This window comes from Pantoea sp. SGAir0183, from assembly GCF_043545505.1.
The window spans coordinates 1,844,007-1,861,991 of sequence record NZ_CP028053.1 but is presented as its reverse complement, the minus strand read 5'-3'; the positions used below and the strand labels follow the sequence as shown (position 1 = coordinate 1,861,991).

Below are 17,985 nucleotides of genomic sequence, written 5' to 3'. Positions count from 1 at the left end.
ATGACCAGCCGCAGTTGGCACGTATTCTGCTAATGGCTTTATAACTGAAAGATTGCTTTTCATTTGCCAATTTCAAATATCGTTATAAAGGAATCTGCTAATGCCTGAAGCCTCTGAGAAAAACATTAATCTGTTCTGGTTTTTACCCACCCACGGTGACGGACGTTATCTGGGGACCACCCAGGGCGGCAGAGCGGTCGATCTGCCCTATCTGCAACAGGTCGCCCTGGCGGCAGACAATCTGGGTTTCTACGGCGTACTGATCCCCACGGGTAAAAGTTGTGAAGATTCCTGGCTGGTGGCGGCGGCTCTGGCCCCCATCACTAAACAGCTGCGTTATCTGGTGGCGGTCAGGCCGGGGTTGCAGCCACCGAGCCTGGCGGCGCGCATGGCGGCAACGCTGGACCGTCTGTCAGACGGGCGCTTACTGATCAATGTGGTGACGGGTGGCGATCCGGTGGAAAATAAAGGCGACGGTATTTTCCTGAGTCATGCCGAACGCTATCAGGTCACGCGGGAGTTCCTGGAGGTCTATTCCCGTTTGCTGAAAGGCGAGAAAGTGGACTTCCACGGTGAACATATTCGTGTGGAGGGCGCTGAAATTCTGTTTCCGCCTGTGCAGGCCGACGGTCCACCGCTCTACTTTGGTGGTTCGTCGGACGATGCGGTCGACGTGGCCGCCAGTCAGGTCGATACTTATCTCACCTGGGGCGAACCCGTTGAGCAGGTTGCCGCCAAACTGGACGTTGTGCGCCAGCGGGCGCAGGAACGTGGCCGGGCGTTGTCCTACGGCATTCGACTGCACGTTATTGTGCGTGAAACCGAAGAGGAAGCCTGGGCAGCAGCCGATAAACTGATAGCTCATCTGGATGATGAAACCATCGCATCCGCTCAGAAGATCTTTGCCCGTATGGATTCGACGGGCCAGGCGCGCATGAGTGCACTGCACGGCGGTTCACGCGAAGGCTTACGCATCGGCCCCAATTTATGGGCAGGCGTCGGACTGGTGCGCGGCGGCGCTGGCACTGCACTGGTCGGCAACCCTCAGCAGGTGGCTGCGCGGATTCGGGAATACCAGGCGCTGGGGATTGATAACTTTATTCTGTCGGGCTATCCGCATCTGGAAGAAGCGCACCGGGTAGCCGAGTTACTGATGCCACTGCTGCCGCTGTCGACGCACGCCGGGAAAGCACAGCGCAGCGTGAATACAGGTCCCTTTGGTGAAACTATCGGTGGCGATCGTCGTCCCGAAAAAAGCGCCAGTGCCAGTTAACAAATGAGGCGGTTTATGTCAGAGCAGCATATTGTCATCGTGGGCGGTGGATTTAGCGGGACAGCGCTGGCCGTGCATCTGGGTCGTCTGGGCCAGGCCGGACTGCGTGTCACGCTCATCGAACCCCGGTCGCAGCTGGCGCAGGGCGTTGCCTACTCGACGGCCGATCCGGCTCACCGCCTTAATGTACCCGCGTCACGCATGCAGCTGGCGGGAGAGGAAGAAGGCAGCTTTGATCGCTGGTATCGCGCCTCTGATGCATATGTCAGCGATCCCGCCGCGCGCTGGCACGATGGTCATGTCTATCCTCAGCGCAGGCAGTTTGCCCGTTGGGTCAATGCACAGTTCGAGGCGGCACAACGTGAGTCGCCTGTCGTTCTGGCGCATCTGCAGGATCGCGCTGTGGCTTTCCGGGACGGCACGGTCAGCACCGCCGCCGGCAAACACCTTGCCGCCGACATTGTGGTCCTGGCCGTCAGTCATCCCGCGCCGTCGTTGCCTGGCGCGTTAACCGCACTGGCTGACCATCCCGCCATCATCGCCGATCCCTGGCAGGAGAACGCCCTCGCCTCTGTCGGTCCGGAGGAGCGCATCGCCATTGTGGGCAGCGGTTTAACGATGGCGGATATGGTGGCCACGCTGGATCGCCAGGGGCACCGCGGCCCTGTCACCGTGTTCTCGCGCCGTGGACAACTTCCCCGGCCCAATATCAGTCAGCATGACCTCAGTTGGTCGCTTGAAGGGCACCTTGCCAGGCCAGCGGGTGTGCGCTGCTGGTTACGGCGCATCCGCCAGGACATGCGTCAAGCGGCGGCGAGAGGGCTTCCGTGGCAGGTCGTCTTTGATGAGGTTCGTCGGCAGGGCCAGACCCTCTGGCAGAGCCTGCCACTGAATGAGCAACGGCGCTTTCTGCGCCATCTGCGGCCGTGGTGGGATGTGCACCGCTACCGCATTGCGCCACAGGCAGGCCAGGTGCTGAACGCGCGGCTGGAAAACGGATCGTTGCAGGTGATGGCGGCGCGGCTGACGGCGGCAGAGTCCAGCCATTCTGCGGTGCGGCTGCATCTGCAAACTCGCTCGGGCGAAATCGTGACGCGGGAGGTGGATAAGGTGATCGTGACCACCGGCCCGGCGCACGGGAAACTGGTACAACATGATGTCCTGCTACGCCAGTTGTGTGATGATGGCGTCATCCGGCCCGATCCTTTAGCGCTTGGCATTGATGTCAATGCCCTGTCGCAGACGCGAACGGCACAGGGCCACAGCAATTCCCATCTGTATGTGGTCGGTCCCGCGGCCCGCGGTCGGTTTGGTGAACTGATGGGCCTGCCGCAGGTGGCAATGCATGCGGAAGCGGTTGCCCGTCAACTGCTGAATCTCACAACCGCTACGCTAAACGAGCGATGTCCCCTTTCACTGACTGACTAATCACTTACCTGTTTATTATCCCCCTAAAAAGTGGGCGGCACCGGCGTGCCGCATCCGCTCAGGAGCCTGCTATGCCTAAACAACGTGAAATCCGCTTAAATGCCTTTGATATGAATTGCGTGGGTCATCAGTCACCCGGCCTGTGGGCGCATCCGCGCGATCGCTCCTGCCAGTACAAGGACCTGGAATACTGGACAGACTTAGCCGTGCTGCTGGAGCGCGGTAAATTTGACGGCCTGTTTATCGCCGATGTACTGGGCATTTATGATGTCTTTAACGGCAACAATGATGCCGCCCTTCGCAGTGCCTCTCAGGTGCCAGTTAACGATCCGCTGGCGCTGATCACCCCAATGGCGATGGTCACTCAGCATCTCGGTTTCGGTCTGACCGCCTCGCTTTCGTTTGAACATCCTTATCCGTTTGCGCGCAGGATGTCGACGCTGGACCATCTTACCAAAGGGCGGATTGGCTGGAACATCGTCACCTCCTATCTGGAAAGCGGCGCACGCAATCTGGGCCAGGCCACGCAAACCCGTCATGATGCCCGGTACGATTATGCAGATGAGTATTTGCAGGTGGTTTATAAACTGCTGGAAGGCAGCTGGGAAGACGACGCCGTTATTCGCGACCGGGAGCGCCATATCTTCAGCGATCCGAACAAAGTCCATCCGATCAACCATCAGGGCACCTTTTTCCAGGTGCCGGGCATTCACCTGTGTGAGCCGTCACCACAGCGCACGCCGGTGTTATATCAGGCGGGTGCCTCCAGCCGCGGTAAAGCTTTTGCCGCGCAACATGCCGAGTGCGTGTTTGTTGCCGCGCCGTCTAAGGTGCTGCTCAGGAAAACCGTGGCCGATATTCGTCGGCGCGCAGAGGAGGCCGGACGCGATCCGCGCAGCATTCTCATTTTCAATATGCAAACCGTGATCGTGGGCGAGACCGATAAGCTGGCCCAGGCCAAATGGCAGGATTACAAACGTTATGTCAGCCACGAAGGTGCCCTTGCCCTGATTTCCGGCTGGACCGGCATTGACTTTAGTCATTATCAACCCGATCAGGTGTTTAAACATCTTCATACCGATGCGATTCAGTCTGTTGTAGAGAGCTTCTCGACCGCCGATCCGCAGCGTGAATGGACGGTGCAAAACATGGCCGACTGGGTAGGCATTGGCGGCTTTGGGCCGTTGCTGGTGGGCAGCACCGAAACCGTGGCAGATGAACTACAGAGCTGGGTGGAGGAAACAGACGTTGACGGTTTTAATCTGGCTTATGCCGTTACCCATGAAACCTTTGCTGACGTCGTGAACCTGCTGGTGCCGGAACTGCAAAAACGCGGCGTATATAAGCAGGATTACCAGCCCGGCACGTTACGGGAGAAGCTTTTTGGGCTGGGCGATCGCCTTACTCATCCTCATCCTGGTGCCAGCTACCGACGCACGCCCTCGTCAGCGGGCCTGATCGTCCCTGCTGAAGCCTCATAACATAACGAGACGGCTTCGTTAGCCTGATTCACCTAACCCATACCGGAAGCGTGCCCGCGTTTCCGGTCTTTTTCATGTCTGAAAAATAAAAATTAACTTATTGAATTTAAAGCAATCCTTATCACTTTTTCTTGTTTGTTTACTGCGTATGCACTGCTTATAAAGGCAGCACCTGTACAGACAATAACGAGGATAACATGAGCACTCTCAATATCGATGATGATGTGGCGATTCCCTCGCCGCCTTCCACACCGGTTCGCTCCGTCAACGATGTGGCCCGACTGATCAATACGCAAAGTGACAAAAACAGCTATGCGCGCTGGATCGTGTTTCTGGCGCTGGGCGGCGTTTTTCTGGATGCCTATGACCTCACGACGCTGTCCTACGGCATCGATGATGTCGTTAAGACGTTTAGCTTAACGCCAACCTTAACCGGGCTGGTCACCTCCTCCATTATGATCGGCACCATTGTGGGCAACCTGGCTGGCGGCTGGCTGACCGATAAATACGGTCGCTATTCGGTGTTTATGGCAGACATGCTTTTTTTCGTCGTTTCTGCCCTCGCTGCCGGTCTGGCTCCGAATGTCTGGGTACTGATCGGGGCGCGCTTTTTGATGGGCATTGGTGTGGGAATGGATTTGCCTGTGGCCATGGCCTATCTGGCCGAATTCTCGAAGTTTTCGGGTAAAGGCAACAAAGCTGCGCGACTGGCGGCCTGGTGCCCGATGTGGTATGCCGCCTCGTCGGTCTGCTTTTTCATCATCTTCGCCCTCTACTTCCTGTTGCCAGCCCAGCACATTGACTGGCTGTGGCGGGCATCGCTGTTGTTTGGTGCCGTGCCAGCCCTGCTGATTATTGCCGGGCGCAGCAAGTTTATGAACGAATCGCCTTTATGGGCGGCTAATCAGGGAGATTTACGCGGTGCCGTCCGTATTCTGCGCGAGTCCTATGGCATCCAGGCACATGAAGATAAGTCCTCTGCCATCGAGCCTGTCGCACCGGCGGTCAGTTTCCGCGTGCTGTTCCAGAAGCCATATCGCGAACGCACTATCGTGGCAGCGGTGATGAACGCCTGTATCGCTTTTGAATATACGGCTATCGCATTTTTCCTGCCCTCGATTCTGGCGCAGTTTCTGGGCGCGGGCGTGTTCGAAACCATTGCCGCCTCACTGGGACTTAATGCGCTGTTCGCCTTTACCGGCGGCCTGCTGGGCATGCGACTGGCCTGGAAGTTTCCCTCTCGTCATGTGGCCATCGCGGGGTTTGCGCTACAGTTTATCACCCTGATTTCACTGGCCTTGATCGGGCATCCTGAAGCCACTTACGGTGTGGTCTTTGCCATTCTGCTGCTGGGAGTGTGGCTGTTTGCCGAAGGGTTCGGACCCGGTGCGCAGTTAATGATCTATCCCGCCCTCGCCTATCCCACATCTATTCGCGCCACCGGCGTCGGATTTAGCCGTTCGATCTCTGGTGCAGGAAGCGCACTGGCGCTGTTCATTCTGCCGATATTGCAGGCGGCTTATGGCACCAACCTGTTCTGGATCGTGTCACTGGCCGCTCTCATCCCCATCATTTTCCTGCTTGTGGTGCGCTTTGAACCGACGCGCCACGATATTGATGACCCGTCAGCCCAAGGAGAACACCATGTCTGAACCTGATTACACCCGTCTGGCAGAACGCTTTCGTCCTGTTTTTGCCCGCATCGCCGACGGGGCCGCTGCACGCGAACGCGACCGGACACTGTTGCATGAGCCGATAAACTGGCTTAAGGCGGCGGGCTTTGGCACGCTGCGTATCCCAACGGCTAATGGCGGCCTGGGAGCCTCGCTGCCGCAGCTTTTTCGTTTGCTCACCGAGCTGGCAGAAGCGGATTCCAATCTGCCTCAGGCTCTGCGCGCCCATATGGCCTTTGTCGAGGATCGCCTCAATCAACCTGACAGCGAAGACCGTCAACGCTGGTTTCGCCGCTTTGTTGATGGCGACATCGTCGGCAGTGGCTGGAGTGAAACGGGCAGCGTCAGGCTGGGAGACGTGAATACCACCGTTTCCCCTACCGGGCACGGTTGGCAACTGACGGGCGAAAAGTTTTACAGCACCGGCACACTCTATGCCGACTGGATTGATGTGTACGCTAAGCGCACCGACAACCAGCGCGACGTGATTGCGGTGGTGAGCACTCATCAGGACAGCGTTGAGCGGGACGATGACTGGGATGGATTTGGGCAACGCCTGACCGGTAGCGGCACTACGCGCTTTCGCGAGGCGCACGTGGAGCCTGCGCATATGTATGACTTTAGTGAACGCTTTCGCTATCAGACGGCTTTTTATCAGCATGTCTTACTCGCGACCCTGGCCGGCATTGGTCGCGCTATTGTGCGGGATGTGTCCCGGAGCGTTGCACAACGAAAACGCATTTACAGCCACGGCAATGCCCGCCAGGTCAAACAGGATGTGCAGGTGTTGCAGGTTGTCGGCCAGATAAGCAGTTGGGTCTGGGCGACAGATGCCGCCGTGCAGCAGGCCACGCCGTCGCTCCAGCTTGCGTTTGATGCGCACCAACAAGGGCAAGCAGAAAGCCTGATTCACGCCGCCAACGTGCAGGCCGAAGTGGAGGCCGCCAAAGCGCAGGTCGTCGCCGTTGAATGGATTACCCGCGCGGCCAGCGAGTTATTTAATGCGCTGGGCGCGTCAGATACGCGGGTGATAAACGCGCTGGACAGGCACTGGCGCAATGCCCGAACCATCGCGTCCCACAATCCGGTGATCTACAAGAGTCGAAATGTCGGCGACTGGGAAGTGAACCGGCGCGATCCGACCTTTATCTGGCAGATCGGCAGCGGTGAATGATCGCGCCAGACGGCGGGTCTGAGACACAAAAAAACCCGGCCGGAGCCGGGTTTGGTCGCTACATGACTCAATCGAACGCTAGCTGTACGCGTGCAGAGTGCGCTGACACAGCGCGGAACGCACACAATCCTCTTTGCCGAAACGGACAATGCCAACCATCTCGTCCTCTTCGAAACGCGCCAGCGCGTCTGCGAGACCGGAAGGCACCCCAGCGGGCAAATCGCACTGGGTTATATCGCCGTTAACAATCACCGTGACATTTTCGCCAAGGCGGGTCAGGAACATTTTCATCTGCGCAGCCGTCACGTTCTGCGCTTCGTCCAGAATCACTACCGCATTTTCAAAGGTGCGGCCGCGCATATAGGCAAAAGGCGCAATTTCCACTTTGCCGATTTCCGGACGCAGACAATATTGCATAAAGGATGCGCCAAGACGTTTAACCAGAATGTCGTAAACCGGGCGGAAATAGGGGGCGAATTTCTCTGAGATATCACCGGGAAGGAATCCCAGATCCTCATCCGCCTGTAGCACCGGGCGCGTAACGATAATCCTGTCGATATCCTTATGAATCAGGGCCTCTGCTGCTTTCGCAGCACTAATCCAGGTTTTGCCGCAGCCCGCTTCGCCCGTGGCGAAGATAAGCTGTTTTGTTTCTATGGCGTTAAGATAATGCGCCTGAGCTTCATTTCGGGCTTCAATCGGCGCCCGGTCACGCACATCGCGTGCCATGCCAATTGCATCGAGCCCACCCATTTGCACCAGCGAAGTGACCGATTCTTCTTCACGCTGACGATGACTGCGTGAGTCATTACGAAGCACTCGTCTTGCTTCTCGACGCGCTTTGATCACTGCTTTCTGTCTTCCCATAGTGGCACCTTACAGTTGGTTTCATTTCCCGCTTCAGGCAATACGCCCGTTGCGATTACGTGAACGCTTTAGAGGTTTCAGTTGGCTTCCTTTAGAGCCGTGACAGGCCATGACGATTGATATCCGGCAGCAAAACAGCCTGACCGTATACCGGTAAAAAAGGAGTGAAGTTGAAGAGAGAAAACACATTGAGATGTAAAAGCGGTTGAGGAAGAACGTCCCTCACGGGTGAGTGCGATATTGTTTACTGCTGAACGGCTGTAAAAACATCTATCCATGCGCGAACTCCAGTGTGAGACATCAACACGCCCGATTACGCTTTCATAGTAAAGTGAACCATCTTATTGGTATTTTGCAACAGTATTTTCACTTTCATGAAAAATAAATATTCAACCGACCGTTAACGAAGACCTTACTTAAATTAAATTACGTATTTATTACAGAGGGTTAGTATATTTTACGTCACGTTAAAAGGCGTGTTAAACGGGGTGATAAAAAAGCCGTACGGGGAAAAAACGGCAATATGAAAACACGGCACGCTGCGCTGTCAGACACAGAATGCCGCGCCTAAAATTTAATCAACTTTCCAGTAAGGACTGGCCTAAATAATGGTTTTCATTCACCACGCCGGGTAAGACAAAAAAGTAACCGCCGCCAAACGGACGTATATACTCTTCCAGCGCTTCGCCATTTAAGCGGTTCTGGACGGTAAGGAAACCCAATTCCAAATCATGCTGATAGCAGACGAAGAGTAATCCCATCTCCAGTTGACCTGAAGCGGAAACACCGGACGAATAACTGTATCCCCGGCGCAACATCAGGCTGCTTTCCGTGGCGGGCGTACGGGGGTTTGCCAGACGAATATGCGCATCCAGCGCAATTATCTGGCCATCCGGATCGTTACGGTAATCGGGAACGTCATGTTCATTTTTCATACCCAGCGGCGCGCCGCTCAGCTTTTCGCGACCGAAAATGGTCTGCTGTTCGCCCAACGGTGTGCGATCCCACATTTCCACGTGGAAGCGAATCAACCTTACCGCCTGATAGCTGCCATTCCGCGCCCAGGCTGGCTCGTGCTGATCCTCGGTGACCCAGAGCAGCTTATCCATCAAAGCGTGATTGTGCGTGTCCGGATTTGCCGTGCCGTCTTTAAAGCCCAGCAGATTAATGGGCGTTTCTTTGCCCGCGCTGCGCGCGGCATGATCGGAGATAAAGCCTTCCCGCCGCCAGCGTACGCCCAGCAGATCCGGCGTATGTTTGATGATATCGCGCAGCGCGTGGATCACCGTGTCCTGGGTATTGGCGCAAATCTGCAACAGCAGATCGCCATGGCACTGACTGGCATCCAGCGAATCATTAGGGAACCGGGTCATCGGCTGCAGTTTCGCGGGTTTGAGCGCAGCCAGACCGAAACGCCCGTCAAACAGCGCGTTACCGACTGACACCGTGATGGTCAGATTATCGGGGGCAATCTCGGCCCCCAGGATACCGGAATCCATCGGTGGCAGCTGTGGGTTGACCACGGCGGGGGCCTTGCCGCCCGCCGTTAAAAACGCAATGCGCTGTGTCAGCAGTTGAAACAACCGCTGCAGCTCACGCCTGTCGCTGGTCAGCACATCAAACGCCACCAGCATCATGGCGGCCTGCTGTGGGGTAATAATGCCCGCCTGATGCACGCCATAGAAAGGCTGTCGTTGCTGACGCGCGTTCGGCGTAACCGTGCCCGGTGCAAAACTGTCGGGCTGCTCAGCAGCCCCGGCATGAAACGGACAGCCCGCGCCAACTGCAGCCGCGCCGCCCAGCATGCCCAGCCCTTTTAATAAACGCCGCCGCGCAGGCTGCTGTAATTCCTGATCCTTGTCCATGATTAGTTCAGGCCCAGTGTGCCACGCAGTAGGGAAAGATCTTCCGCCAGAGCGGTGATCGGCCCTTTCAGCGCCGTGCGGTCAGCCTGGGTCAGTTTTTCATAGGATTCATAACCTTTCTGCGTGCGGTATTTATCCAGAATCGCATCCACTTTACTGAAGTTAGCGTCTATTTTTGCTAAAAGCTGTGGGTTCGCCTGCTGCAGTACCGGACGTAAAAGTGTGACAATTTTTTGTGCGCCATCCACATTCGCGCGGAAATCCCACAGATCCGTGCGGCTGTAGCGATCCTCTTCGCCAGAGATTTTGGTCGCCGCCACCTCTTCAATCAGCCCGGCGGCTCCGCCCACCACTTTCGCCGGAGGAAATGCCAGTTCACTCACGCGTTGTTGCAGGTCATGCACATCGTGATTTAACTGGTCGGCATAGCCTGCCATGTCTTTCGTCGTGTTATCTGCAAACAGGGCTTTTTCGAGACGATGGAAGCCGGTAAATTTCGGATCGTCGGCTTTTTTCTCGTAATCATCTTCGCGGGCATCAATACGACCATCAAGGTCAGAAAACAGCTCCGCGATCGGCTCAATGCGCTCGTAGTGCTGACGGGTGGGCGCAAATAACGCTTTGGCTTTAGCCACATCACCGGCTTTCACCGCATCCGTAAACGCCTGCGTGCCGGATACCAGCTGACTCACTTCCTCAGTGACATAGGCTTTATAGGCATTAATGGGGCCCGCCAGTTGCATCAGTTCGGGTTTGCCTTGTTGCGCACTTTTGCTCCCGGTGCCCTGCACGATCAGTTTGCCTTTCGGGTTCGTCAGCAGGCCACAGGTCATGTCATATTCCCCGGCTTCCAGGTTGGCCGTCAGTTTCTGGCTAAAGCCCGGCGCAATATTTTCGCGCTCTTCGACCACCATCACGCCTTTGAGAATTTCCCATTCCAGCGCTTTTTGGCTGTTATTTTTAATCAGAAACTGAGTTTTACCGGCCTGTACCGTAACTGACATGGGCTCACACTGTTTGTCCGTCACAGTGACGCTGACCTGCGGAATGGCTGCAGCCAGTGAAGAGCCAGAAAACGCCAGCAGAGAAGCCAGTACCGCATTACGGTTAAAACGCATCATCATATTTTTTCCCTGTTCAGTCAGAGGCGCGGCTGACGCGCCGGGTAAACGCGTTAGCGCGCAGCTGCTGAGGTATCAGCGCGTGCAGGCATAACAAACAATAATAAAGCGGGGATCAGATAGAGCAGCCAGACAGCAACTTCACTGACGCTGGGCGCTTCCTGATAGCCAAGCATGCCTTCCAGCACTGTGCCAAACAGCGAATGCGTGGATAAGATCGGGCTCATATCAAAGGCCACCTGCTGAAAATGGTTCCACAGCCCTGCCTCATGAAAAGCGCGAATAGCCCCTGCCGCCAGGCCTGCTGCCACCAGCAGAATGAAAATACTGGTCCAGCGGAAAAAGTGCGCCATGTTGAGCCGCAGGCCGCCCCAGTAGATCAGCATGCCCAGCACCACCGCCGTGGCCAGCCCCAACACCGCACCCAACGGCGGCGCATAACCGACATCCTGTGTGAACGCGGCCAGCAGAAAGAACACTGATTCCAGCCCTTCGCGTGCGACGGCCAGAAACACCATCATCACCAGCGCCAGGCCGCCGCCGGCCGATTTATGCAATGCCTCGTCGACGGCGTGTTCAAGTTCCCGTTTGATATTGCGCGCGACCCGGCGCATCCAGAACACCATCGAGGTCAGGATAACGACCGCGATTACCGCCACGATACCTTCAAACAGCTCTTGCTGTTTCTGCGGAAACTCACCCGTGGTCTGGTTGATAAAGATACCCAGCCCAAGGCAGAGTGCGGCGGCAATAAAGACGCCTGCCCACATCGCAGGAAACCACTGAGTGCGCTGAGTGCGCTTCAGATAACTGGCGATCAGGCTGACGATCAACGCGGCTTCAAGTCCTTCGCGCAGCATAATGAGAAACGGAACGAACATCGCCAACCTCTTAAATGTTAACCGGCGTCAACGACGCGTAAAGTTACGTAAAAACGAACGATACCGATTATCATTACCACTCAAAAAAAATACAAGTTCCACAACGAAATAATTTCGTAACTGTCTGTGCCAGATAACGCGCAAAAAAAAGCCTGCCCTCACGGGGGCAGGCGGTGGAAAAAAGAAGGCGATTACTTCGTCTGGAACTCGGCCTCAGCGGCATCGAAACGTGCCATCGCCTGGGTTGACGGTGCGCGACTCGCCAGGCTAAAGACGACGATGGCGAGACTGGCCAGGATAAAGCCCGGGATGATTTCGTACAGACCGAGCCAGCCATACTGCTTCCAGACCACCACGGTCACCGCACCGACAACCATGCCCGCTAATGCGCCATTGCGGTTCATACGTTTCCAGCACACGCCGAACAGCACAACCGGCCCGAACGCCGCACCAAAGCCCGCCCACGCATAGCTGACCAGGCCTAATACCCGGTTTTCAGGGTTGGCGGCCAGCGCGATGGCAATCAGCGCGACCAGCAGCACCATCAGGCGACCGACCCAGACCAGTTCTTTCTGGCTGGCATTTTTGCGCAAAAAGCCTTTATACAGGTCTTCGGTCAGGGCGCTGGAGCACACCAGCAGTTGGCAACTGAGTGTCGACATGACGGCCGCTAAAATGGCTGACAGCAGAATCCCGGCAAGCCAGGGGTTAAACAGAATACGTGCCAGCTCAATGAATACACGCTCGCCGTTTTGAGTTACACCAGCGGCCTCGCCCGGGTTGTTCTGGAAATAGGCGATACCAAAGAAGCCAACCGCGACGGCGCCGGCCAGACACAAAATCATCCAGGCCATACCAATACGGCGCGCGGTACGAATTGACCGGTGTGAATCCGCCGCCATAAAGCGGGCCAGAATATGGGGCTGGCCAAAATAACCTAATCCCCAGCCCAGTAGCGACAGGACCGCAACCACATTCAGTCCTTTGAACATATCCAGGTTTTCCGTGCTTTTAGCCTGAATGACTGCCAGCGAATCGCTTAAACCGCCGACGGCCATGATGACGATAAGCGGCGTCAGAATCAGGGCGAAGATCATCAGGCTGGCCTGAACGGTATCTGTCCAGCTTACCGCCAGGAATCCGCCCACCAGCGTATAGAGAATGGTCGCCGCCGCACCGGCCCATAAGGCCGTGGCGTAGTCCATTCCAAAGGTGCTTTCAAAAAGGCGCGCACCGGCAACCACACCGGAAGCACAGTAAATGGTGAAAAACATCAGGATGACGACCGCAGAAATCACACGCAGAATTTTGCTGCGATCTTCAAAGCGGCTGGTGAAAAAGTCGGGCAAGGTTAAGGCGTTATCATGATGTTCTGTCTGGACGCGTAAACGACCCGCGACAATTTTCCAGTTAAGCCAGGCACCAATAATCAGACCAATGGCGATCCAGCTTTCTGAAATGCCGGAGAGAAAAATGGCACCGGGTAAGCCCATCAGCAGCCAGCCGCTCATGTCAGAGGCACCCGCTGACAGCGCGGTAACCACACTGCCCAGGCTGCGACCGCCCAGAATGTAGTCATCAAAGTTTTTGGTTGAGCGCCAGGCAATAAAACCGATGAGCACCATCCCGAGGATATAAATTAAAAAGGTCACCAGCATGGGTGTACTTACTGTCATGTGTTTCTCCGTTATTATCCGATCTCTTAAGAGAAATCTTTTCCTGCGCCACCGGAACGGGGTAGCGTCAGCGTATTACCGCATCGATAAAAGGCCCGTTTCCCTTAAGGCGCGGTATCCTGCCGTAAAGGCACGTTCTACACAATGCATTTAACACATCCGTTACATCAGTTTCACCTCTCTCTCTGTTTTAAATGTTCACAGGTTGCGCCCGCTCACACTTAAGTTGCACCTTTACCACCACAACCCTGTTTAAATTGAAGGGGGTTGCAACATTGGCGAGTTTCTTGCAGCAAGATTTGTGCCGCTTTTAAATGTTAATGGCAAAAGCGGCGGTAAAGTGTGGAAGCAAGGTCACATTTAACAAGGTTGCACAAAGTTGCAACATGAGTGATAGTGCAGCCCTTGCTCTGGTAAAAAACGTTTTAAGGAACAGAAATCATGGGAACAACGACCATGGGGGTGAAGCTGGATGAAGCCACCCGCAGTCGCATTAAACTGGCGGCACAGAAAATGGATCGCACGCCGCACTGGCTGATTAAACAAGCGATCTTTAACTATCTCGTGCAGTTAGAAGCCGGTGAAACAGTGGAAGAGATTCCCCTGCAGCTCAACGAATCGGCTTCTGATGAGGTCGCTGCGGACGAGATGGTTCAGCCGTTCCTTGACTTCGCAGAGCACATCCTGCCGCAGTCGGTAGCTCGTTCGGCCGTGACGGCCGCCTGGCGTCGACCTGAAACCGATGCCGTTCCCATGTTGCTGGAGCAAGCCCGCCTTCCCGCTCCGCTGGCTGAAAAAACCCGGCAGCTCGCCTTTACCCTGGCCGAGAAGCTCAGGCACCAAAAAGGAGCAACCGGACGCGCCGGTATGGTGCAAAGTCTGCTTCAGGAGTTTTCATTATCTTCACAGGAAGGCGTGGCGCTGATGTGCCTGGCGGAAGCGTTGCTGCGTATTCCGGATAAACCGACGCGCGATGCGCTTATCCGTGACAAGATCAGTAACGGCAACTGGCAGTCGCATCTGGGCCGCAGTCCGTCCATGTTTGTTAACGCCGCTACCTGGGGCCTGTTATTTACCGGCCGCCTGGTCTCAACGCATAACGAAGCGAATCTGTCGCGCTCGCTCAACCGGATCATTGGCAAGAGTGGTGAACCGCTGATCCGTAAAGGCGTGGATATGGCGATGCGCCTGATGGGTGAACAGTTCGTGACGGGTGAAACCATCGCCGAAGCACTGGCTAACGCCCGTAAGCTTGAAGAGAAAGGTTTCCGTTACTCTTACGATATGCTGGGCGAAGCCGCCCTGACCGCCAGCGATGCCAAAGCCTATCTGGTTTCGTATCAGCAGGCGATTCATGCGATTGGCAAAGCCTCCAATGGCCGCGGCATTTATGAAGGCCCGGGCATTTCAATTAAGCTCTCTGCCCTGCACCCGCGCTACAGCCGTGCCCAGTACGACCGGGTGATGGATGAGCTGTATCCGCTGCTTAAGTCGCTGACGCTACTGGCCCGCTCTTACGACATCGGCATTAATATTGATGCAGAAGAAGCCGACCGCCTGGAACTCTCTCTTGATATGCTCGAAAGGCTGTGTTTTGAGCCTGAACTGGAGGGCTGGAACGGTATCGGCTTTGTCATTCAGGCCTATATGAAGCGCTGTCCGTTTGTTATTGATGAGCTGATCGACCTGGCGCAACGTAGCCGCCGCCGTTTGATGATTCGTCTGGTGAAAGGCGCTTACTGGGACAGCGAAATTAAACGCGCCCAGATGGAAGGCCTGGAGGGCTATCCGGTGTACACGCGCAAAGTGTATACAGACATTTCGTACCTGGCCTGCGCGCGCAAGCTGCTGGCGGTGCCGAACCTGATCTATCCGCAGTTTGCCACGCACAATGCGCACACCCTGGCCGCCATTTATCAGCTGGCAGGCAATAACTACTATCCGGGTCAGTACGAGTTCCAGTGCCTGCACGGCATGGGTGAACCGCTGTATGAACAGGTGGTCGGCAAGGTCGCAGACGGTAAACTTAATCGTCCCTGCCGTATTTATGCCCCGGTCGGTACGCATGAAACGCTGCTCGCCTATCTGGTGCGACGCTTACTGGAGAACGGCGCGAATACCTCCTTCGTTAACCGCATCGCCGATACGTCACTGCCCATCGACGAACTGGTCGCCGATCCGGTTGCCGAAGTGGAAAAACTGGGTCTCAGCGAAGGAACACTGGGCCTGCCGCACCCGAAAATTCCCTTACCGCGTGACCTGTATGGCGAGGACCGCGTAAACTCCGCCGGTCTTGATATGGCGAATGAACATCGTCTTGCGTCGCTGTCCAGCGCGCTGCTGAGCGGTGCTACCGAAACATATGTGGCGCAACCGCTTATCGATGGCCCCTTAACGGGAGGGGAAAGCGAGCCAGTGCTCAATCCGGCCGTCCCTGCGGATGTGGTGGGCACCGTGCGCCAGGCATCCGAACAGGAGGTTTCCCTGGCCATTGAGGCCGCCGTTAATGCCGGCCCTATCTGGTTTGCCACGCCGCCGCAGGAGCGTGCCGCCATTCTGGAGCGCGCCGCACAGCTGATGGAAAGCCAGCTACAGCAACTGCTGGGTCTTCTGGTGCGTGAAGCCGGAAAAACCTATAACAACGCCATTGCCGAGGTGCGTGAAGCGGTCGATTTCCTTTATTACTATGCCGGCATTGTGCGCCATGATTTCGATAACGAAACCCACCGCCCGCTTGGCCCGGTAGTCTGCATCAGCCCGTGGAACTTTCCGCTGGCCATTTTTACCGGCCAAATCGCCGCGGCTCTGGCGGCAGGTAACAGCGTGCTGGCGAAACCCGCCGAGCAAACGCCGTTAATTGCCGCACAGGCCGTCAATATTTTACTGAGCGCTGGCGTGCCCGCCGGTGTACTGCAACTGCTGCCGGGTCAGGGCGAAACCGTGGGGGCACAGCTCACCGGCGACGAACGGGTGCGCGGCGTCATGTTTACCGGCTCCACCGCCGTTGCCACGCTGCTGCAACGCAATCTTGCGGGCAGACTCGATCCGCAGGGCCGTCCGACACCGCTGATTGCGGAAACGGGCGGAATGAATGCCATGATTGTGGACTCCTCCGCGCTGACCGAACAGGTGGTTGTCGACATCGTGGCATCGGCCTTTGACAGCGCGGGACAACGCTGTTCCGCCCTGCGTCTGCTCTGCGTGCAGGAAGACGTCGCAGACCACACGTTAAAAATGCTGCGTGGCGCGATGGCGGAATGCCGCATGGGCAACCCGGAACGCCTGTCCACCGACATCGGTCCGGTGATTGATCAGGAAGCCAAAGCCAACATCGAACGCCATATTCAGGCCATGCGTAATAAAGGCTTTAAGGTCTACCAGACGGCACAGGATAACCCACAGGACAGCAAAGAATGGGCCACAGGCACCTTTGTGAAACCAACGCTGATTGAGCTGGATAAGGTCAGCGATCTGACCCAGGAAGTGTTTGGTCCTGTCCTGCACGTGGTGCGTTTTACCCGCAGCAACCTGCCGCAGATCGTTGAGCAGATTAACGCCACAGGCTATGGCCTGACCCTGGGTGTTCATACGCGCATCGACGAAACCATCTCGCAGGTCACCGCCAGTGCCAAAGTGGGTAACCTGTATGTTAACCGCAACATGGTCGGCGCGGTCGTCGGTGTGCAACCCTTTGGGGGCGAAGGCCTCTCAGGTACCGGTCCAAAAGCGGGCGGCCCACTGTATCTTTATCGTCTGCTGGCTAACCGCCCGGATGAGGCGCTGAGCACCACCCTCGCCCGTCAGGATGCGGAACGTCCCGCAGACAACAGTCAGCGTCAACGCCTGTTAGCGCCGCATCAGGCACTGACCGACTGGGCAAAAGATAAGCCACAGCTGTCTGCGCTGTGTCAGCATTATGAACAGCTGGCGCAGGCCGGTACGGTTCGTCTGCTGCCGGGCCCAACAGGAGAGCGCAACACCTTCCTGTTACTCCCGCGCGAACAGGTGCTCTGTCTGGCAGATAACAACGACGATGCGCTGATTCAGCTGGCTGCGGTAACCAGCGTTGGCAGTCAGGCTCTGTGGCCGGATGATGACCTGCATCGTACGCTGCTTAATACCTTACCGGCAGCGGTGAAGAGCCGTATTACCCTGGCGAAGGATCCGCTGACCGCGCAGTTTGATGCCGTGATTTATCATGGTGATGCCGACCAGCTCCGCAGCCTGTGCGAGCAGATTGCGGCGCGTGAAGGTGCGATTGTCTCAGTACAGGGATTTGCCCGCGGTGAAACCAACCTGTTACTGGAACGCCTGCTGATTGAACGCTCTTTGAGCGTCAACACCGCCGCCGCGGGCGGTAACGCCAGCCTGATGACGATCGGTTAACTGTCGGCGCGTTTCATTCTGGTTGTGATCAAGGTTCATGCCTGGCATGAACCTTTTTTTATGACGGATAAAAAACCCGCGGCCGTTGAGCGCCTCAGCAGTGGAGAAGTGCGAAGGGATTCGCGCTATCAGGTGGTCTCTGCGCGCACATCCCCCGCAT

The 17,985-nt window shown here is 56.4% G+C and carries 11 protein-coding genes; 6 read left to right on the top strand and 5 right to left on the bottom strand.

Annotated elements, in window-relative coordinates; all coding sequences use genetic code 11:
* Positions 1–100 precede the first annotated feature (100 nt).
* The 5 genes from ssuD to C1N59_RS08625 all read left to right on the top strand — a co-directional run bounded on the left by ssuD (position 101) and on the right by C1N59_RS08625 (position 7,029).
* A complete protein-coding gene (ssuD, locus tag C1N59_RS08645; RefSeq protein ID WP_039343204.1) occupies positions 101–1,273 on the top strand; it encodes an FMNH2-dependent alkanesulfonate monooxygenase in 1,173 nt (390 codons plus the stop codon).
* 15 nt (positions 1,274–1,288) lie between these two features.
* Positions 1,289–2,701, top strand: a complete 1,413-nt coding sequence (locus C1N59_RS08640; protein ID WP_394550574.1) for an FAD/NAD(P)-binding protein — start codon at positions 1,289–1,291, stop codon at positions 2,699–2,701.
* 71 nt (positions 2,702–2,772) lie between these two features.
* Positions 2,773–4,182, top strand: a complete 1,410-nt coding sequence (locus C1N59_RS08635; protein ID WP_394550572.1) for an LLM class flavin-dependent oxidoreductase — start codon at positions 2,773–2,775, stop codon at positions 4,180–4,182.
* A gap of 197 nt (positions 4,183–4,379) precedes the next feature.
* Positions 4,380–5,834 carry an MFS transporter gene (locus tag C1N59_RS08630; protein WP_394550570.1) on the top strand — a complete coding sequence of 485 codons (1,455 nt, stop codon included), beginning with the start codon at positions 4,380–4,382 and terminating at the stop codon, positions 5,832–5,834.
* Complete coding sequence (locus tag C1N59_RS08625) at positions 5,827–7,029, top strand: acyl-CoA dehydrogenase family protein (protein ID WP_394550568.1); 1,203 nt, start codon at positions 5,827–5,829, stop codon at positions 7,027–7,029. Before C1N59_RS08630 ends, C1N59_RS08625 begins: the two co-directional genes overlap by 8 nt.
* Before the next feature lie 78 nt (positions 7,030–7,107).
* On the opposite strand, the gene phoH is transcribed toward C1N59_RS08625, so the two are convergent.
* From phoH to putP, 5 genes are all read right to left on the bottom strand, one after another.
* Positions 7,108–7,896 (bottom strand): phosphate starvation-inducible protein PhoH, encoded by a 789-nt coding sequence (phoH, locus tag C1N59_RS08620; RefSeq protein WP_006120221.1) that lies wholly within the window; start codon positions 7,894–7,896, stop codon positions 7,108–7,110.
* A gap of 578 nt (positions 7,897–8,474) precedes the next feature.
* Positions 8,475–9,761 carry an iron uptake transporter deferrochelatase/peroxidase subunit gene (gene efeB / locus C1N59_RS08615; RefSeq protein ID WP_110267410.1) on the bottom strand — a complete coding sequence of 429 codons (1,287 nt, stop codon included), beginning with the start codon at positions 9,759–9,761 and terminating at the stop codon, positions 8,475–8,477.
* 2 nt (positions 9,762–9,763) lie between these two features.
* Positions 9,764–10,885 carry an iron uptake system protein EfeO gene (efeO, locus tag C1N59_RS08610; protein WP_205950342.1) on the bottom strand — a complete coding sequence of 374 codons (1,122 nt, stop codon included), beginning with the start codon at positions 10,883–10,885 and terminating at the stop codon, positions 9,764–9,766.
* A 50-nt stretch (positions 10,886–10,935) separates the two neighbouring features.
* A complete protein-coding gene (gene efeU, locus C1N59_RS08605) occupies positions 10,936–11,763 on the bottom strand; it encodes an iron uptake transporter permease EfeU (protein WP_033742028.1) in 828 nt (275 codons plus the stop codon).
* Positions 11,764–11,954: 191 nt separating this feature from the next.
* The gene (gene putP / locus C1N59_RS08600) at positions 11,955–13,439 is read right to left on the bottom strand and encodes a sodium/proline symporter PutP (RefSeq protein ID WP_394550565.1); all 1,485 of its coding nucleotides are present in this window, start codon (positions 13,437–13,439) and stop codon (positions 11,955–11,957) included.
* Between the two features lie 441 nt (positions 13,440–13,880).
* On the opposite strand from putP, the gene putA reads away from it, so the two are divergent.
* Positions 13,881–17,825 carry a trifunctional transcriptional regulator/proline dehydrogenase/L-glutamate gamma-semialdehyde dehydrogenase gene (putA, locus tag C1N59_RS08595; RefSeq protein ID WP_394550563.1) on the top strand — a complete coding sequence of 1,315 codons (3,945 nt, stop codon included), beginning with the start codon at positions 13,881–13,883 and terminating at the stop codon, positions 17,823–17,825.
* Positions 17,826–17,985 lie beyond the last annotated feature (160 nt).